The following is a 14,890-nucleotide window of genomic DNA, read 5'->3' as shown; positions in this document are numbered from 1 at the left end:
GGATTTTCTGCCTGACAGCGGCGAGGATTCTTGCTGCGAATCAGGAGCGAAGATGACGAAGAAGAGCCGCCGGACGCATTCTCCGGCATTCAAGGCGAAGGTTGCTTTGGCTGCGGTCAAAGGAGACAAGACACTGGCGGAGCTGGCGCAACTGTTTGATGTTCATCCGAACCAGATCACGATCTGGAAAAACCAGCTCCTGGAAGGCGCCGCCGGCGTGTTTGGGCATGACAAGACATCGGCCGAGACGCCGGTCGATTTGAAGGCGTTACATGCCAAGATCGGCGAGCTGGCGTTGGAAAACGATTTTTTGTCCGGCGCGCTCACCAAGGCGGGCCTGCTGAGCGCAAAGCGATGATCGACCGCGGTCATGATCTTTCTATCGTGCGCCAGGCGAAGGTCCTGAAGCTGGCTCGCAGCACGGTCTACTATGAACCTCGGCCAGTTTCGGCCGAGGACCTTGCCTTGATGCGTCGGCTCGATGAGCTGCATCTCGATTATCCCTTCGCGGGAGCGCGTATGCTGCGATCGTTGCTGCGGCGGGAGGGGGTATACGCCGGTCGCCGCCACATCGCGACGCTGATGAAGCGCATGGGGATCGAGGCGGTCTATCGTCGCCCGAACACGAGCAAGCCGGCTCCGGGTCACAAGATCTACCCGTACCTGTTGCGCGGATTGAAGATCGAGCGGCCCGACCATGCGTGGGCAATGGACATCACCTACATTCCGATGCGGCGTGGCTTCGTCTATCTCGCGGCGGTCGTCGATGTGTTCAGCCGACGGGTCCTGGCCCATCGCGTCTCGATCACAATGGAGGCGGCCTTCTGCGTCGAAGCGGTCCAGGAGGCGTTGGCGAAGCACGGCAGGCCCGCGATTTTCAACACGGACCAGGGCAGCCAGTTCACCAGCCTCGAGTTCACCGATGTGCTGCTGGACGCGAAGATCGCCATCAGCATGGATGGCAAGGGCGCCTGGCGCGACAACGTGTTTGTCGAGCGGCTCTGGCGCACGGTCAAATACGAAGAAGTTTATCTCCGCGCCTACGACAGCGTGTCCGAGGCGCGAGCGTCAATTGCCAAGTATCTGGCCTTCTACAATCAGGGACGCCCTCACTCGAGCCTTGACGGGCGCACGCCCGACGAGGCTTACTTCGGCACGCAAGCTATGGTGATGGCCGCATGACCGTCGCCGACGATTTTGTCGTCGCTCTGGTCGGGCTACGCCCTCCCGACGCAACGACAAAATCGTAAAGCCCCGCGTTCAGCATAACCCGGCAGGAATCCACTTAAATCCAGCGGGGCGCTGTCCAAACAACCGGGGCCAGCTCTTCTACTTCACCATCTAGCCGCGTCAGATTCGGAAGGCATGCTGCGGTTGGGTAGGAGACTGCAAGCACATGAGCAGCCACCGAACCGCTTGTATCAGCGATAGGAACGAGATGACGGGCCGCCTCGACTCGCCCTTCGCGCCGCCGCACATTGCCCACGACGCGGATGTTGAATGCCTCCAACAGAGGCCGCGGCGCTTCCAACCGACCAGCTGCATCATGGTTGCCAGCAGCGATCACCATAGCCATGCGCGGATTCGCGCGGCTCAGCCGCATGAGCGTATTGTAGAAGAGCTGTTGCGCTTCCCCAGAGGGGTTTTGGCTGTCAAACACGTCGCCAGCGATGATGAGGGCATCGACATCCCGCTCCACAACGATCTCTTCGAGCCGCTCAAACACCTTGCGGTGCTCGTGCTCCCGAGAGAACCCGCGTAAAGTTTGACCGATATGCCAATCGGCCGTGTGAAGGATACGGATCATTGTGTTTATTATTCCTCCGGATCATGCACCGGAGGAGCGCCCGACCATTCTTCGGAGATTGCGCCCCAATCGACGCCACGCTCTTCGGTAAGCGTCCACACCTTCCAGAAATCCGGGTCCGCCGACTGCGGCCGCTGCGCATCGGGCAATTCATCGACCTCAACCAGCACCGGGATCGGCGCTGCCCAGCCCAAAAGAACCGCTTGGCGGGACGGAAGACTCGGCAGTTCACGCAAGAGTCCACCTACATTGTCTGGGACAAGGCGTGCGACGAGGTTCTGGTCCGCGTCATTGACGATACGGTGCAGCACAAACGTGTTGCATTGGGCGAGAACCGTTGGAGAGAGCTCCGATGGTCGCTGCGACGAAAGGACGAGCCCGAGCCCGAACTTGCGCCCCTCTCGAGCGATACGCTCGAACACCTCGCGACAAAGTTGGGTTGGAGATGACGCAGGACCATCATCATCTTTACCGCGTCGAACGAATGTGTGGGCTTCCTCCAACACGAGTACGGTCGGCAAGGTCTGGCCCTTCGGATGGCCACGGCGATATCGCTGAAGCGATTCGAAGACCAGCCGCGCCAAAACTGAAACGACGATGTGGACGATTTCGGACGGAACAAGAGACAGATCGACAACCGCGATCTGGCCGTTACTCGCCCCGTCGTCGCCGATATAGTCCTTTAGCCAGGATTCAAAGGAAGTCGGTGGATCGCGACCGATCACGGCGCCGAGCCGCTGATCAGCGAGCATACCGCGAATCCGCAGCCCGAGCGTCGAGATAAACCCCGCGAGATTACCTCCTTGCTCGGTTGCCACCCGGTCAAGATGCTCGGCGAGAATATTTACGTCGAAGAACTGTGGGGCGTCCTCACTGATAAGGGTTGCGTGACCGATATCCGGCAGCGTTTGAGCCAATGTGTCCAGCGCACTGCGGATCGTTTCGAGGTCGGAAATCGTAAAATCGTTGAAGAAATTACCTGATCGCCGGCCATCTACAATTCCCGTGATCGTCGTGGAAATCGCTGCAAGAGCGCCACTAGCGGTACCGAGGGTCTCCCCGCCAAACTGCGAACAATCTGACGCGATCGTTTCAAGGAGCCGTGCGCACTCGAATCTTGCTTTTGCTGCGCCCCCGAAAGCCTGTGTGCCAGTGTTCAGCATCGCCGAGATCCGAATCGAATAAGAACCAAGGTAGCGCCGAATCATCGCCTCTCTGGGAACTCCCTCCGTTTGGCCGGCCTTCAGCTCCCTCAGCCCCTGCATCAGCAACGGGCGTTGTGCCCCTGGCTGGGCGTGAGCGACTGCGGTCCACTCGTGCCCGCTCCAGAGCCACGCAGGGACATCGAGCGGCCGCTCTCCTCCCGTCACGGGCGGAACACGAAACAACCGCAGCTCGTCTCCGCGATCAGCGAAAGCTCTGGCATATTCGCCATTGGGATCGAGAACGATGAACCGCGCGTTGGGCACCCCCGTCTTGCCAGCCTCCTTGAGGGACTTCTCTGCGGCCTCCATAGACCATCGAATCAGACCCGCCACCGTGCATGATTTACCGCTACCGGTGTTTCCCAATACGGCCAGATGCCGACCGAAAAGCTTGTCAGGGTCCACCATGATGGCCGCGCTCGACGCCATCGGCGACGATCCTATTCTGACTCTCTTATCGTCGTCCCTCGCGCCCACGATGGCTTCGATCTGCGGGGCGGTCGGGATAAGAACTTGGTCCCCCACTGACGGAAACGCGACCACGCCACGGGAGAGTTCGTATCTGGTCATACCCGAGGCGCGGTCGCGCCGAGAGGTCAGCGTTCCCACCGGCGATAGCGACATCTTTCGGAGCGGGAATGGAAGATCAATCAGGCCGAAGTCTTTCAGGCCAGAGCGCTTTGGATAAGGAGAGCGTTCGATCCCAATCCAGGTTATGTAGGCGACTGTCGCGCCCGCTTCATTTGGGATGAGCACATACCCATTGAGACGCGGAAACCCCGCCGGAACTCCAGTATTCAATGCCGTGGAGTGCGGAGCGTCCAGTTCAAGAAGCGCCCGAACTTCGTCAGGCGCAACCGATTCGACGACACCGACAACAAGGCCCGACAATCGTTCGATTGGAGTTGTCATGATCGCCTCATATCGGCCCGGTTGCAGTCGCTGAAAGCGGCACAGTAGCCGGATCGTTGAGTTTCGGATCGCCTGGGCGATGCTTCAACAATTCCGTCACTCGACCCGATATGTAGTCGAGCGCCGGTTTTGGCAGGTAGTTTGCGACCAACGTTGCAAGATCCGAGAAATGCGGCCCGATCAGCAGCGAGACCTGTGCATCGCGCGTCTTTTCAACAAATGCTTTGAGGCGATCGTCCGCCGCATAGGCCATGATCACCAAATGGGTCGACGGAATCGTGAGCATATCGAATAGCACCCGATTCACGTGATCGTCGCCGAACCCATATCCGTAGGTCACGACAACGGCGTTAGGTCGGCAAGCTGCGGCCGCAAAATCGCGAAAGAGCTCCGCATACGGATATTGCGTTGTTTCGACGTCCTTCGCAGGATTGGGGTAGATCATGACCGTATCGACGGGTTCTTTGGGAATGTCGGTATGATCCGCAGGCGCTCCGAATGGGATGCCCTTGCGATAGATCCGCCGTTCGTCCTTATCAAAAAACCAGTCCAGTGAACCATGGAGCTTAGTGAGGCGAATGACGCCCTCCATGAACCGCGGCTCACCCCGAATGCCGGGTGGATTGTAGTGGACATCAACTTCAACGCGCGACGCCCGGAAGACCGGGTTCAGGGCACCGACAAATCTATCGATGATCCGAAGACCTGCAAAATCGCAACCATGTTCGATCAGGCGGTCGTAGTTTGTTGTGAAGACGTGCAAACGTTCACGAGATGCAGCGCGGCTCGCAAAACTCAGCAGGAATGATTGCAGAGCACCTAGGGCAGCATCTTTTGAAGCGGGATCCTTTCCAGCAACAATCCCGCTTTCCGTCTTCAACAATGAAGTGAGAAAGCCAGACATCTGGGCGTCGATGCCCTTCTTGAGGGTGTTTTCTGCTCCCTTGTCGATGACCCCCAACCCCTCGAGCAGAGCAAGCGCACTTCGAAACTGATCTTCGATGTTTGCCGCACCTCTTTTCATCGCCGTCGCTCCGGCCTGGGCGTGCGCGTCGATCGCGGCGTCATATGACGTGCCAAATGTAACCTTGGCCATGCCTGTGGCCCCTACGCCCCCCAGGTAACCAACCGCTGTGGTGAACCCACTGCCGAGCAGCAGGTTGAGGTGCTCTGCTTGGAAAACAGCAGAGAGCCACGGCTCGATATGCTTTCGAGCGCTATTGGTCAGGGAATCCAATTCATCTGGGTCAGTGGGTAGATCGTCCCAGGCGCCTGAGTGACTGCCTACGCGATAAAAGTGCTTCTTATCCATACTTACCCCCAAACCGCGATCGCGGCTCTTTTCTTCGTCAATCGCGCCATGCGGAACGGAGTAAATTTATGATCCCGCTATGCCTCATCGATTGCTGCTCCCGGCGACCATGGCCCGCTCGGCGGCCAAATTCGTTCTTCTTTCAATCCGACGACCAGGGGCATCAAGAAGAGGCGGAGATCGGCGACGGTAACGGCAAAAGCATCCGGTGCGGCTGCCATCCGATCGCGCTCCAGGAAGGCGCGCCACTGGGCGGCCCATGTTTCCGCGAATTCATCGGTCAGACCGACCGGGACAACGGATGGGAGGACCGTTCCGCGTCGCTCGAAGGTCCGCTGAATTGCCTCGGCAAGAGCGGCCCGGCGAAGCTCGAATGTTCGGGAGATTACCCAGAGATCATAGAAATCCTTGAGCCGACTGTTGGCCACGCCGAGCGTCACGAGCGCTGCGAATTTCTCAGCTACCACTGTTTCGACCGGATATGCGCGAAGGTGCGGCGTTGGGGCGTCCAGCAGGGTGGGATAGTCGATCTCGACCGCCGCGGGTGTAATGGCGTCGCCGAAACCGATGTCGACCTGGATCGGAATACGCGCCCCGGCGATAGTTGCCGTTGTGCGGACCCGCACGCCACCATATTCCAGCTCCTCACGAATCGGGGTCGCCATCAGCGCTGCGACATCAAACGTCACACCGTCATCGACGACCGGCTGCGCACAAATGGCCCGGAAGGTTTCGGCAATGGCTTCGGTGTCGCGGTCGCCGTGGCCAAGCAGATCCAGATCGCGCGTAGGCCGAAACGGATCGGCTATCCAGGTCACGAAGAGCATCGCACCTTTGAGGATGAAGCGGTCGCGGTGCGGCGACGCGCTTAGCCGGTAGAGCAGACGCTCGAGCGCATATCGCGTCAGGAGAATCTGGAAGTCCGATCGCTCGGCACGTGCCCGATCGAGGAGCCGCGCTCGCACTGATGCGCCGATGTTGCGAGGCTCACGCGCCATCGGACACCATTGCTTCGACGTAGGGACGCATGACCGACCAGACCCGCGCCTTGCGAGCGTAATGCCAGAGTTGATCCGGCTTGCATCGGCGACGGCGGAGGCCTTCGCGCAGCCCCTCCATCGCGACGTCAAGGCCGATCTTGGTTCGGTAGCGAAAGCAATCGACAATTGTCCTCGCCGGATCCGTGATAGGAACGTCGACATTCTCAATGCGGTGACGCTCGATCCCTTCGGTAAGCGCCGATCCGGTGAATCGCACGAACCGGATAGGTGGATAATCGATCTTGGGTCGCCAGGCGGAGCGATCGATCGCCATCCATACAGCCGACGGCATCTGCAGCGTCAGTTCGTGGTATTGGAGGGCCGAGGTAAGACAGACCACACCCTTTGGAACCAGAACTGCTGCCTCGGCGAGGGTATGGGCAGCCTCGAGGTGGGCGTCGGGGAGTTGATAGAGCCCACGTGCTGGGCGGACGACTGCCTCCTCCCGAACAAGACGGGCAAGCGTCTCCGGGCCGATGCCTTCGGCGATGAAATCCTTCAGCCGGAGCATTCCTCGGGTCTTCAGGAGGTCGAGCGCGCGAAGTCGCTGGGCGCTGGTGGACGGCATGGAGTGTGACGTTTCCTCTGATCTGGAAAGATATAGCAGATGTTTTATCACAAGGTCGTTGGCTTGAAAATCCCCGAATCATCGCCCATCCCCATCCTTCCTCGAAGCTTGACCGAGTGGTGTCGGACGACGACGGCATCGTCGCCGACTTAATATTTTCCTAGTGCCCGGTGAGACGGGAACGCGCGGCGAAACGCTCATGACCGGCAGTGGCTATCCTGTCAGCGTAATCCGGCCGTCCTTCAGCCGATGCCGACTGGCTTGTGCCAGATTGACCGTATTCCGCACGAAATCGAGCCGCGCAATCCCAGCGTGGTAGGCTCGAAACGCCTCGCTCAGGGCATTATCCGTCACCTCAGGCGAGACTTGATCATCCTTGCCTGTCGTGAGCGGCACATTGTCGAGTGATAGCCCGCGCCCGCAAAGAAACGTCGTCACGATGACCTCGAAGGTCATCGGTGGACGGTGATCCATATGCCCCTCGTCCTGCGCGATGCGTTCGCCCGTCACGGCGCAGGAAACCAGACCGTCAGAACCGCTGTGGGTGGCGAAGAGATTATCGCGGGCCTTGTAGAGATCGAAGCGCACCGCGCGTCGAAAGGCTTGGGCGACCTCCTGCTTACGGCTGGGTGGTCGCTGGGAGATGCAGTGCGGATAGGAGAAATCCGTGCCGCTGCCGTCGGTGCGGATGATCCGGAAGCATTGCGTCCCATGCTCGGTCATCATAACCTGAAAATGGCTGACGCCACAGCCCACCTTGGCAACATATTCGGTGTGGCGTTCGAGAAGAGCGGCAACGTCGAGGCCATCCTCGTCGCTCACTCGCTCACCGGGCTGGTGGCGGTTCAGCATGGCCTTGAAGAACGCCGTTGCGTCGCCTTGCTTCTCGAAGCTGCGTGTCGCCAGCTCGACGGGTCTCGAACGCCCCCCCCATTCAAGCCGCCCCTGCTGCTGCCGCAAACTCGAACTGCGCCTCGCAGCCATTATGCGCACATACCGGCTTTTTGAGAGTAAAGGGCCGCTGGAATTTCGTTCGACTGCACTTCTTGCAGGCAAACTGGCTGCGGAAGGTCTTGAACTCCTCCCAGCGCGCTTTCTCGTCACCAATCGAACTGTCGCCATAGGGCCCGTCCTGGAAGTGGCTGCCGAAATTCTCGATCTCGCCCTTCACCAGACTGTCGAGGAAGCGGTTGTTGACGCCCGGCACCAGCGCCGGCACTAGCTTGGCATCCTTGAGCAGGCCGGCGAGCGCAGAGGCCAATTCGCTGCGTTCGTAGGAATAGGCCCTCTCCAGCGGTCGGATGCGGACGCTGACCCCGAAATCCCGACAGATGCCGAGAAGCCACTCCTCCTCCGCCTGGCGCATCTCGTTGGCCGCCGACTGGCCCGCCGCCCAACGCGCCTCGATCATCTCATCGCTGACCTTGTGATCAGCGAAACGCGGCCCGTAGGCCGGATCGAGGCCAATGATCCGGGTGAAGTGCCACGCTTTCGCCTCGAGCTGATCCTTCAAATAATTGAAGAACCGCTCGTCGTGCGTGGTGATCAGGATCTGGCAGTCTCCGAACATGGTGGCGATGAGTCCGGCAATAGTGCGCCTATGATCCGCATCGTAGGAGGTCACGATGTCGTCGAGCGCGATGATGGGCGCGCCTGCATTAAATTGCTTGATTGCAGCCATGCGCAACGCCAGCGCCACCGAATGGATCTGGGAGTCGCTCAAATAGCCACCCGGCTGCACGCCCGTGCGGTTCTTGGCGAAATCGATCAGGAGGTTGAGCCGCTGCTGGTTCGTGTCGTCTTCCGCCGGCAACTCCAACCGGATTGGCGCGGCGCCAGCGCCCTGGATCCGCTTGTAGATGTCGTTCATCGGCGTCTGAAGCTTGTCGAGCAGAGTCTGCACCTTCTTGCGGATCTCGGCCGAGATTATCGTCGCCTGCGCCGTCAACGCGTCGGAGAGTTTCCCCAGCTGTGTTCGCGTCCGTAGGGCGAGGTCCCGCTCGCTCTGTAGCTCCAGCAGCCGATCGATCTTCGTCTTGGCTTTGATATAGGTGTGGTCGCCTTGCTTCGACTCGATGTCGACGATGGCCTGATCGAGCATAGCGAGCAGCTTGGCGATCGAGGCAACGATATCGGCCGAAGCCGGCACGGCAGCCTGAGGCCAGCCGGCGATGCCAGTTTGATATGCGATGAGATCGGCTTTCAGTTTCGCTTCATCGTCGCCGAGGAGGCCAATAAGCCCCGGTAACGCCGCCACCAATTGGGTATGAGCTTTGGTCGCCGCGGTCTTGGCTGCGTCGAGCACCTTCTTGGCGGCGGCATAATCGGCCAGCTCTTCCAGATGCTTGGCGATATGTTCTCGGATGGCCCCGGCACTGCCCGCCGCCGAGTCGGTTACGGGCGTTTCACAGACTGGGCATACAGCAGGCGCCGGTACACCTTCGGCGAAAAGCGGCTCTGCGGCTTTCCACAAAGCCTGAAACATAGTGCTCGCCGCCTTGCCGCGCTCCTCCGCTTCCTCCGCGACGGCGGCCGACAGCGCCCCCAAGGCCGCATCAAAGGTCGGAATAGCGCCGCCGACGACGGTCTTGCCGCTCTCCGCGTCCGTTACCTCAGACCACAAAGCGGCCGCCGCATTGCTGATCTGACGCAGGCCTGCAAGCCCTATCTTGTTCTCTTCGGCCTTGGCTCGCACTTCCAGCTCGATATAGGCCGGATCACCAGCCGTCAGCGCCATCAGCACTAGCACCGCGTCGAGCGGAGCCAAGACCGACGTGTTGGCGTAAGCGAGGATCGCCACCGAATCCCAGGCTTTCACCACCTGGGCCGTCTTCCGAGCAAGCTGGGTGTCTGCGCGCTGCAGTGCCGTGCCGTCCTCTGAGGCAGCCTTCACCTGCGTGCGCAGCGCGCGAATATTCTTCTGCACCTCGACCAGCGGGCCAAGCTGCAGCCAATTGGCGACATCCGTGTAGCGCTGTTCGGGCGTGTGGATTTCGACGAACGTGCGCAGCGCATGCCCGCGGATGATCGGCGGCACCGCGAAGCAGGCGTTCAAAGTCGTGGCCACCGCCGGTATCGGTCGCTTCGTCCCCGTCGCCGGTCGGCTGCCGTTGGTGGCATCCTTGCCCGAAACGACGCCAATCGTGACCGCCGGAGCGATCTTCGCCTCCTCCGACAGATTGTGCGCCATTGCGACGGGGCCGGCCTGATTGTTGATAGTGCGCTGCCCGAGCCTTTCGAGTGTGCCATCCTTGGAGAACATGAATTCCAGCGCATCGATGACACTGGACTTGCCGCTGCCATTCGGCGCGAAGATCGCCAGACAGCGTTTTTTGCTGAAATCGAACGTCTTTGGTTGGAGATACGCGCGGAACCCGGAAAGTCCCAAGGATTGGAGGAAGTAAGGGTCAGCCATTGGCCACCTCCGGTTTTGGAGGATTGGCACGTTCGCCTGCGAGTTTCAGGATGGCATCCTTGGCCTGAGCGACGGGGTTCTGAGCGGGCGCCGCCTTCAGGATGTACGTCTTCAGGATCTCCGCTAGGCCGGCATCGACACCTTCTCTTTGCTTCAGGCTTTCTCCCAATGTCGTAAGAAATGCCTCCGGCGAATCTGCCGGCTCTGCTTCACCTTCCACGCATTTAGCCCCCAGTTGTTTGCTTCTGACAATACACCGCGACTAACCAAAGGAGAATGACGCTTCCTTGAAACTACGTGCCTTTATGGGGAAAGCTTTCCCCTGCGGCCGAGCCGAGGTCTCGGCCGACCCCTTCTGCGGGGAAACCCCGCAATGCCCCATTAGAGTGAGAGGGCGGACCGGCTTCGCCATGACGGGTTGAAGAACGGAGGAGAGGCCTCCGGCGCCTGTCGTGGAGATGAACCATGATCCAAGTCGAAGTTCTGAGCGCTGGCCGCGACCACGTCGGCGGCTACAAGGTGGACGTGACCCGCGGCGAGCGCGTCGGCCGCGTATCGTCGGAGTGGTTCTCGCGACCAGCGGATGAGCGTTATCTCTCGCTGTCAGACCTCTACGCCGCCGTGCACCGCCGGACCGAGCGTAGCCGGATCCGAACGGTCGACAGCGCTGCGATTCGGGTTGATGCCAACCGCGGCAACCCCGAGCGCCTGACGCTGACTCTGCCCGGCTCCGACGCGCCGATCGCACCGACGCACTGGAGCTTCGGCCAACTTGCCAGCCTGGTTGGAGCGCCGGCGGCTTACCTCCGTCAGCTGCCGGCGCCGCTGGCCGGCATTAACCTGCAATACGGCTTGACCTCTCGTTCCGCCGAGCAGATGAAGACGCTCGAGATCGAAGAGGGTCGAGTCGAGCTACGTGCAGTCACCGGGCCCACCTACGGGCGCATCTTTGACCACGAACTCGTGGCAGCCGTTCAGCGCATCGCCGGCAATGGCACGGGCGACACACGCTGGAAGGTGCCTGGCGTGCTCGACTGGTCGACTGGCGTCTACAATCCGAACGTTGATATCAGCCAGGATACGACGACGCTCTACGCGTCCGATCGTGATGTCTTCCTGTTCCTGGTCGACGATCTCAATCCGATCGAGGCCGGCCGGCTGCGCGACGGTTCGCCCGACCTCTATTTCCGCGGGTTCTACTGCTGGAATTCCGAGGTGGGAGCGAAGACGCTCGGCATGGCGAGCTTCTATCTCCGCGCCGTCTGCCAGAACCGCAATTTATGGGGCGTGGAAGATTTCGAGGAGATCACCATCCGCCACTCCAAATACGCCGCTTCGCGGTTTGCCCACGAGGCGGCCCCGGCGCTGGCCAGCTTTGCCAATTCCTCACCGATGCCCTTCGTCAACGGCATCAAGGCCGCACGGGAGAAGATCGTCGCGCGCACTGACGACGACCGCAACGAGTTCCTGCGCAAGCGCGGCTTCTCGAAGGCCGAGACGGCGAAGATCATCGAGAGGGTGTTAACGGAGGAAGGCCGCAAGCCCGAAAGCGTGTTCGATTTCGTGCAAGGCATCACAGCGGTTGCGCGGGGCAAGACCCATCAGGATGCACGACTCGATATGGAGGCGCGCGCGAAGACGCTGCTCGACCGCGCAGCCTGATACCCGGAAAGCCGAAAGATGCGGAAAGGCGTGTCTCCGGCTTCGTGCCTTTCCGTTTGTCCTGATCGTCGGTTTGCGACGCTGCCCTTGAGAGGAAGAGGGCGGCGCCGCGCTTCATGACGGGTTGGAGATCCAGAGAGAGACTTTGGGTTGCCCGTCGCGGAGTATCACCCATGGCTACTGCCGTTCAGAAGATCACCCTGTCGTCCTCGCGCGACATTCCCTTCAATAAGCTGGTGCTCAGCCAGTCAAACGTCCGGCGTGTGAAGGCCGGCGTCTCCATCGAGGAGCTGGCCGAGGACATCGCCCGGCGTACCCTGCTCCAAAGCCTCAATGTCCGGCCGGTCCTCGACGCGGAGGGCGAGACCGGCATGTTCGAGATCCCGGCCGGCGGACGCCGCTATCGGGCGCTGCAGCTGCTGGTGAAACAGAAGCGCCTGGCCAAGACCGCGCCGGTGCCCTGTGTCGTGCGCGATCCGGCGACCGGCATTCTCGGCGAGGACGACTCGCTCGCCGAGAACGTCCAGCGCGAGCCGCTGCACCCGCTCGACCAATTCCGCGCCTTCCTGACTCAGCGTGAGAAGGGCCGGACCGAGGAGGACATCGCGGCTGCCTTCTTCACCTCGGTCAACGTCGTGAAGCAGCGCCTGCGTCTCGCCTCGGTCTCGCCCGCGCTGCTCGACGTCTATGCCGACGACGGCATGTCGCTCGAGCAGTTGATGGCCTTCACCGTCACCGCGGATCACGGCCGCCAGGAGCAGGTCTGGCAGGCCATCTCTAGCTCTTGGCAGAAGGAGCCCTATCAAATCCGCCGCATGTTGACGGAGAAAACGGTGCGCGCCTCCGACCGGCGCGCCGTGTTTGTCGGCCTCGACGCCTACGAGGCGGCCGGTGGCGTGGTGCTGCGCGACTTGTTCCAGTCCGACGATGGCGGTTGGCTTGAGGACATCGCTCTGCTCGACCGTCTGGTCGCTGAGAAGTTGAAGGCGGAGGCGGAAACGATCGCCGCCGAAGGCTGGAAGTGGATCGAGGTCGCGATCGACTTCCCCTACGGCCATGCTCGCGGCTTGCGCGAGCTGGACGGCGTACTTGCCGATCTCACCACCGAAGAGCAGGCGGCCATCGAGGCGCTCGAGGCCGAATATGTCAGGCTCCAAGCCGAGCATGACGGCGCGGATGAGCTACCCGACGAGGTAGACCAGCGACTTGGCGAAATCGAGACGGCCCTCGGCGCCTTCAATGATCGACCCGTCATCTATCAGCCTGCCGACATCGCCCGCGCGGGCGTGTTCGTCGGCATCGACGCCGAAGGCAAGCTCTTGGTTGATCGGGGCTACGTCCGACCCGAGGACGAAGTGCCCGTGACGGAGCCAGAGCAGGGCAGGGGCAGTGAACCCGATGCCGCGGCCCTGGACGGTGCTGAACCATCAGCGCCGGCTATCCAGCGCGCCGTCATCACCATCGGCGGGCAGGATGAGGAGCCCGAGGACGAGGATGATGATGCGGTGAAACCGCTGCCGGACCGCCTGCTCACCGAGCTCACGGCGGAGCGGACTTTGGCGCTGCGCGACAAGTTGGCGATCACGCCTTCGGTCGCTTTCCAATCGGTGCTGCACAAATTCTGCCTCGACGTCTTCATCCGCTATTCCTCCTACGGAACGGCAATGGAGGTCTCAGTGCGCAACGCTAGCTTCCCGGTGCAGGCGCCGGGTTTAAAGGACAGCTCGGCGGCCAAGGCAATCGACGCGCGCCACAAGACCTGGGACGAGCGCCTGCCCAGGGACAAGGCCAATCTCTGGGACTGGCTCAGCGGCCTCACCGCCGACGAGCAGGCGGCGCTCTTCGCGCACTGCGCCTCATTCGGCGTCAACGCGCTCTACGAGAAGGGCGACCGCTACGGCGGCGGCATCACGCCGCACACCGTCGAGCACCGGATCACTGAGGCCGATCGCATCGCCCGGGCCGTCGATCTCGACATGGTGGAGTCCGGTTGGCGCCCGACCGTCGAGAACTATCTCGGCCGCGTCCCGAAGCTCCGCATCCTGGAGGCGGTGCGGGAGGGGGCCGGCGAGCAGGCCGCGCAGCTCATCGATCATCTGAAGAAGGGCGACATGGCCAAGGAGGCCGAGCGCCTCCTGGCCGAGGCCGGCTGGCTGCCCGAGCCCCTGCGGATGCCCGACGCCCAACTGGCGGCGGCTGTCGATGCCGCTGAGCCCGAGGGCGATGGCGAGGCGCTGCCGGAATTCCTCGCCGGCGACGACGAAGCGGACGAGTCGCGCATGATCGCGGCCGAATAGCTCGAGCACGCGGGGCGGCTTCGGCCGTCCCGCGTCTTTTCACTGCCATTCTCACCAAAGCCTGGCGCGAGCCGGGCTTTTGCATTCTGGAGGCTATCGTGCCCTTCTTCACCATCGAGACGACCTATCATTTGCCGATCTATCGGCAGCGAACCTACGAAGCCGAAACGCTCGACCAAGCCTGCGATCTCGCGATCGCCGACGAGGGCTGGGACGACAACAGGTCGGACGTTGAAACGTCTGGCGATACCTATGTTACCGGTGCCTGGGAAGGCCGCGACGCTGCCTTTAGCGGCCGGCGCCTGGCGTTTCCCTCACGTTTCGGCGAGCAGGTCCAGCGCAAGGCCGGCCATTTCGAGGTGCTGCTCGGTCTGCTCAAGATACTCATCCACGCTCCGGAGGAAGGCTCAGTGGATGTCGAGCTTTGGCGCCGACGCGCGGACGTCGCCATCGCAAAGGCCGAGGCCATTCTGGCGGGCGAAAATGATCCGATCGAGGGAGCTGCGTCGTGACGAAATACATCGTCATCTTCGTCGAAGGCGACGAAAACTACCGCGCGGAAGCGGTCGCCGTCGCTGATGACGGCCAAGCCTCGCCATCTTGGCTGCTCGGATACTGATGAATGCTCCGTACACGGCGCGCCGCCATCCGGGGGGCGCCGTTTCTCATGTC

Annotated in this window: 12 protein-coding genes; 4 read left to right on the top strand and 8 right to left on the bottom strand. The window is 61.5% G+C overall.

The window, feature by feature from the left end:
• The first annotated feature begins 52 nt into the window (after window positions 1-52).
• Window positions 53-1,182 (top strand): IS3-like element ISRj2 family transposase gene (locus AB5K84_RS37750; RefSeq protein WP_109866565.1). Its coding sequence is split into 2 segments (ribosomal slippage): window positions 53-305 and window positions 305-1,182, totalling 1,131 coding nucleotides; the frame shifts between segments, so codons are not numbered across the junction.
• Window positions 1,183-1,285: 103 nt separating this feature from the next.
• On the opposite strand, the gene AB5K84_RS37745 is transcribed toward AB5K84_RS37750, so the two are convergent.
• The 8 genes from AB5K84_RS37745 to AB5K84_RS37710 form a co-directional block, all read right to left on the bottom strand.
• Window positions 1,286-1,807, bottom strand: a complete 522-nt coding sequence (locus AB5K84_RS37745; protein WP_011084725.1) for a metallophosphoesterase family protein — start codon at window positions 1,805-1,807, stop codon at window positions 1,286-1,288.
• Window positions 1,808-1,815: 8 nt separating this feature from the next.
• The gene (locus tag AB5K84_RS37740) at window positions 1,816-3,924 is read right to left on the bottom strand and encodes an ATP-binding protein (RefSeq protein WP_011084726.1); all 2,109 of its coding nucleotides are present in this window, start codon (window positions 3,922-3,924) and stop codon (window positions 1,816-1,818) included.
• Window positions 3,925-3,931: 7 nt separating this feature from the next.
• Window positions 3,932-5,236 carry an SIR2 family protein gene (locus AB5K84_RS37735; RefSeq protein WP_011084727.1) on the bottom strand — a complete coding sequence of 435 codons (1,305 nt, stop codon included), beginning with the start codon at window positions 5,234-5,236 and terminating at the stop codon, window positions 3,932-3,934.
• Window positions 5,237-5,313: 77 nt separating this feature from the next.
• Window positions 5,314-6,234 (bottom strand): nucleotidyl transferase AbiEii/AbiGii toxin family protein, encoded by a 921-nt coding sequence (locus AB5K84_RS37730; RefSeq protein WP_018647871.1) that lies wholly within the window; start codon window positions 6,232-6,234, stop codon window positions 5,314-5,316.
• Window positions 6,224-6,844 carry a type IV toxin-antitoxin system AbiEi family antitoxin domain-containing protein gene (locus AB5K84_RS37725; protein ID WP_026312796.1) on the bottom strand — a complete coding sequence of 207 codons (621 nt, stop codon included), beginning with the start codon at window positions 6,842-6,844 and terminating at the stop codon, window positions 6,224-6,226. Before AB5K84_RS37725 ends, AB5K84_RS37730 begins: the two co-directional genes overlap by 11 nt.
• Window positions 6,845-7,057: 213 nt before the next feature.
• Window positions 7,058-7,804, bottom strand: coding sequence for a DCL family protein (locus AB5K84_RS37720; RefSeq protein WP_018647872.1), 747 nt, complete (start codon window positions 7,802-7,804; stop codon window positions 7,058-7,060).
• Complete coding sequence (locus AB5K84_RS37715) at window positions 7,779-10,259, bottom strand: AAA family ATPase (protein ID WP_231166584.1); 2,481 nt, start codon at window positions 10,257-10,259, stop codon at window positions 7,779-7,781. Before AB5K84_RS37715 ends, AB5K84_RS37720 begins: the two co-directional genes overlap by 26 nt.
• On the bottom strand, window positions 10,252-10,479 hold the full coding sequence (locus AB5K84_RS37710) for a hypothetical protein (RefSeq protein WP_131234255.1): 228 nt from the start codon (window positions 10,477-10,479) through the stop codon (window positions 10,252-10,254). Before AB5K84_RS37710 ends, AB5K84_RS37715 begins: the two co-directional genes overlap by 8 nt.
• A 245-nt stretch (window positions 10,480-10,724) precedes the next feature.
• Between AB5K84_RS37710 and AB5K84_RS37705 the strand changes: the two genes are divergently transcribed.
• The 3 genes from AB5K84_RS37705 (at window position 10,725) to AB5K84_RS37695 (ending at window position 14,730) form a co-directional block, all read left to right on the top strand.
• Window positions 10,725-11,921 carry a hypothetical protein gene (locus tag AB5K84_RS37705; RefSeq protein WP_011084732.1) on the top strand — a complete coding sequence of 399 codons (1,197 nt, stop codon included), beginning with the start codon at window positions 10,725-10,727 and terminating at the stop codon, window positions 11,919-11,921.
• Window positions 11,922-12,094: 173 nt separating this feature from the next.
• Window positions 12,095-14,218, top strand: a complete 2,124-nt coding sequence (locus AB5K84_RS37700; RefSeq protein WP_028176021.1) for a ParB/RepB/Spo0J family partition protein — start codon at window positions 12,095-12,097, stop codon at window positions 14,216-14,218.
• 98 nt (window positions 14,219-14,316) lie between these two features.
• A complete protein-coding gene (locus AB5K84_RS37695; RefSeq protein WP_028176020.1) occupies window positions 14,317-14,730 on the top strand; it encodes a hypothetical protein in 414 nt (137 codons plus the stop codon).
• The last annotated feature ends 160 nt before the right edge of the window (window positions 14,731-14,890 follow it).

Source organism: Bradyrhizobium sp. 1200_D9_N1_1 (assembly GCF_052075915.1).
GTDB classification, from domain to species: Bacteria; Pseudomonadota; Alphaproteobacteria; order Rhizobiales; family Xanthobacteraceae; genus Bradyrhizobium; species Bradyrhizobium diazoefficiens.
The sequence above is the reverse complement of the archived record's forward strand: the minus strand, read 5'-3'. Positions and strand labels throughout refer to the sequence as shown.

Coding starts and splice junctions, on each gene's coding strand:
- AB5K84_RS37700 (WP_028176021.1), top strand. CDS start 12,095: ATGGCTACTGCCGTTCAGAAGATCACCCTGTCGTCCTCGCGCGACATT.
- AB5K84_RS37715 (WP_231166584.1), bottom strand. CDS start 10,259: ATGGCTGACCCTTACTTCCTCCAATCCTTGGGACTTTCCGGGTTCCGC.
- AB5K84_RS37735 (WP_011084727.1), bottom strand. CDS start 5,236: ATGGATAAGAAGCACTTTTATCGCGTAGGCAGTCACTCAGGCGCCTGG.
- AB5K84_RS37745 (WP_011084725.1), bottom strand. CDS start 1,807: ATGATCCGTATCCTTCACACGGCCGATTGGCATATCGGTCAAACTTTA.
- AB5K84_RS37740 (WP_011084726.1), bottom strand. CDS start 3,924: ATGACAACTCCAATCGAACGATTGTCGGGCCTTGTTGTCGGTGTCGTC.
- AB5K84_RS37705 (WP_011084732.1), top strand. CDS start 10,725: ATGATCCAAGTCGAAGTTCTGAGCGCTGGCCGCGACCACGTCGGCGGC.
- AB5K84_RS37730 (WP_018647871.1), bottom strand. CDS start 6,234: ATGGCGCGTGAGCCTCGCAACATCGGCGCATCAGTGCGAGCGCGGCTC.
- AB5K84_RS37725 (WP_026312796.1), bottom strand. CDS start 6,844: ATGCCGTCCACCAGCGCCCAGCGACTTCGCGCGCTCGACCTCCTGAAG.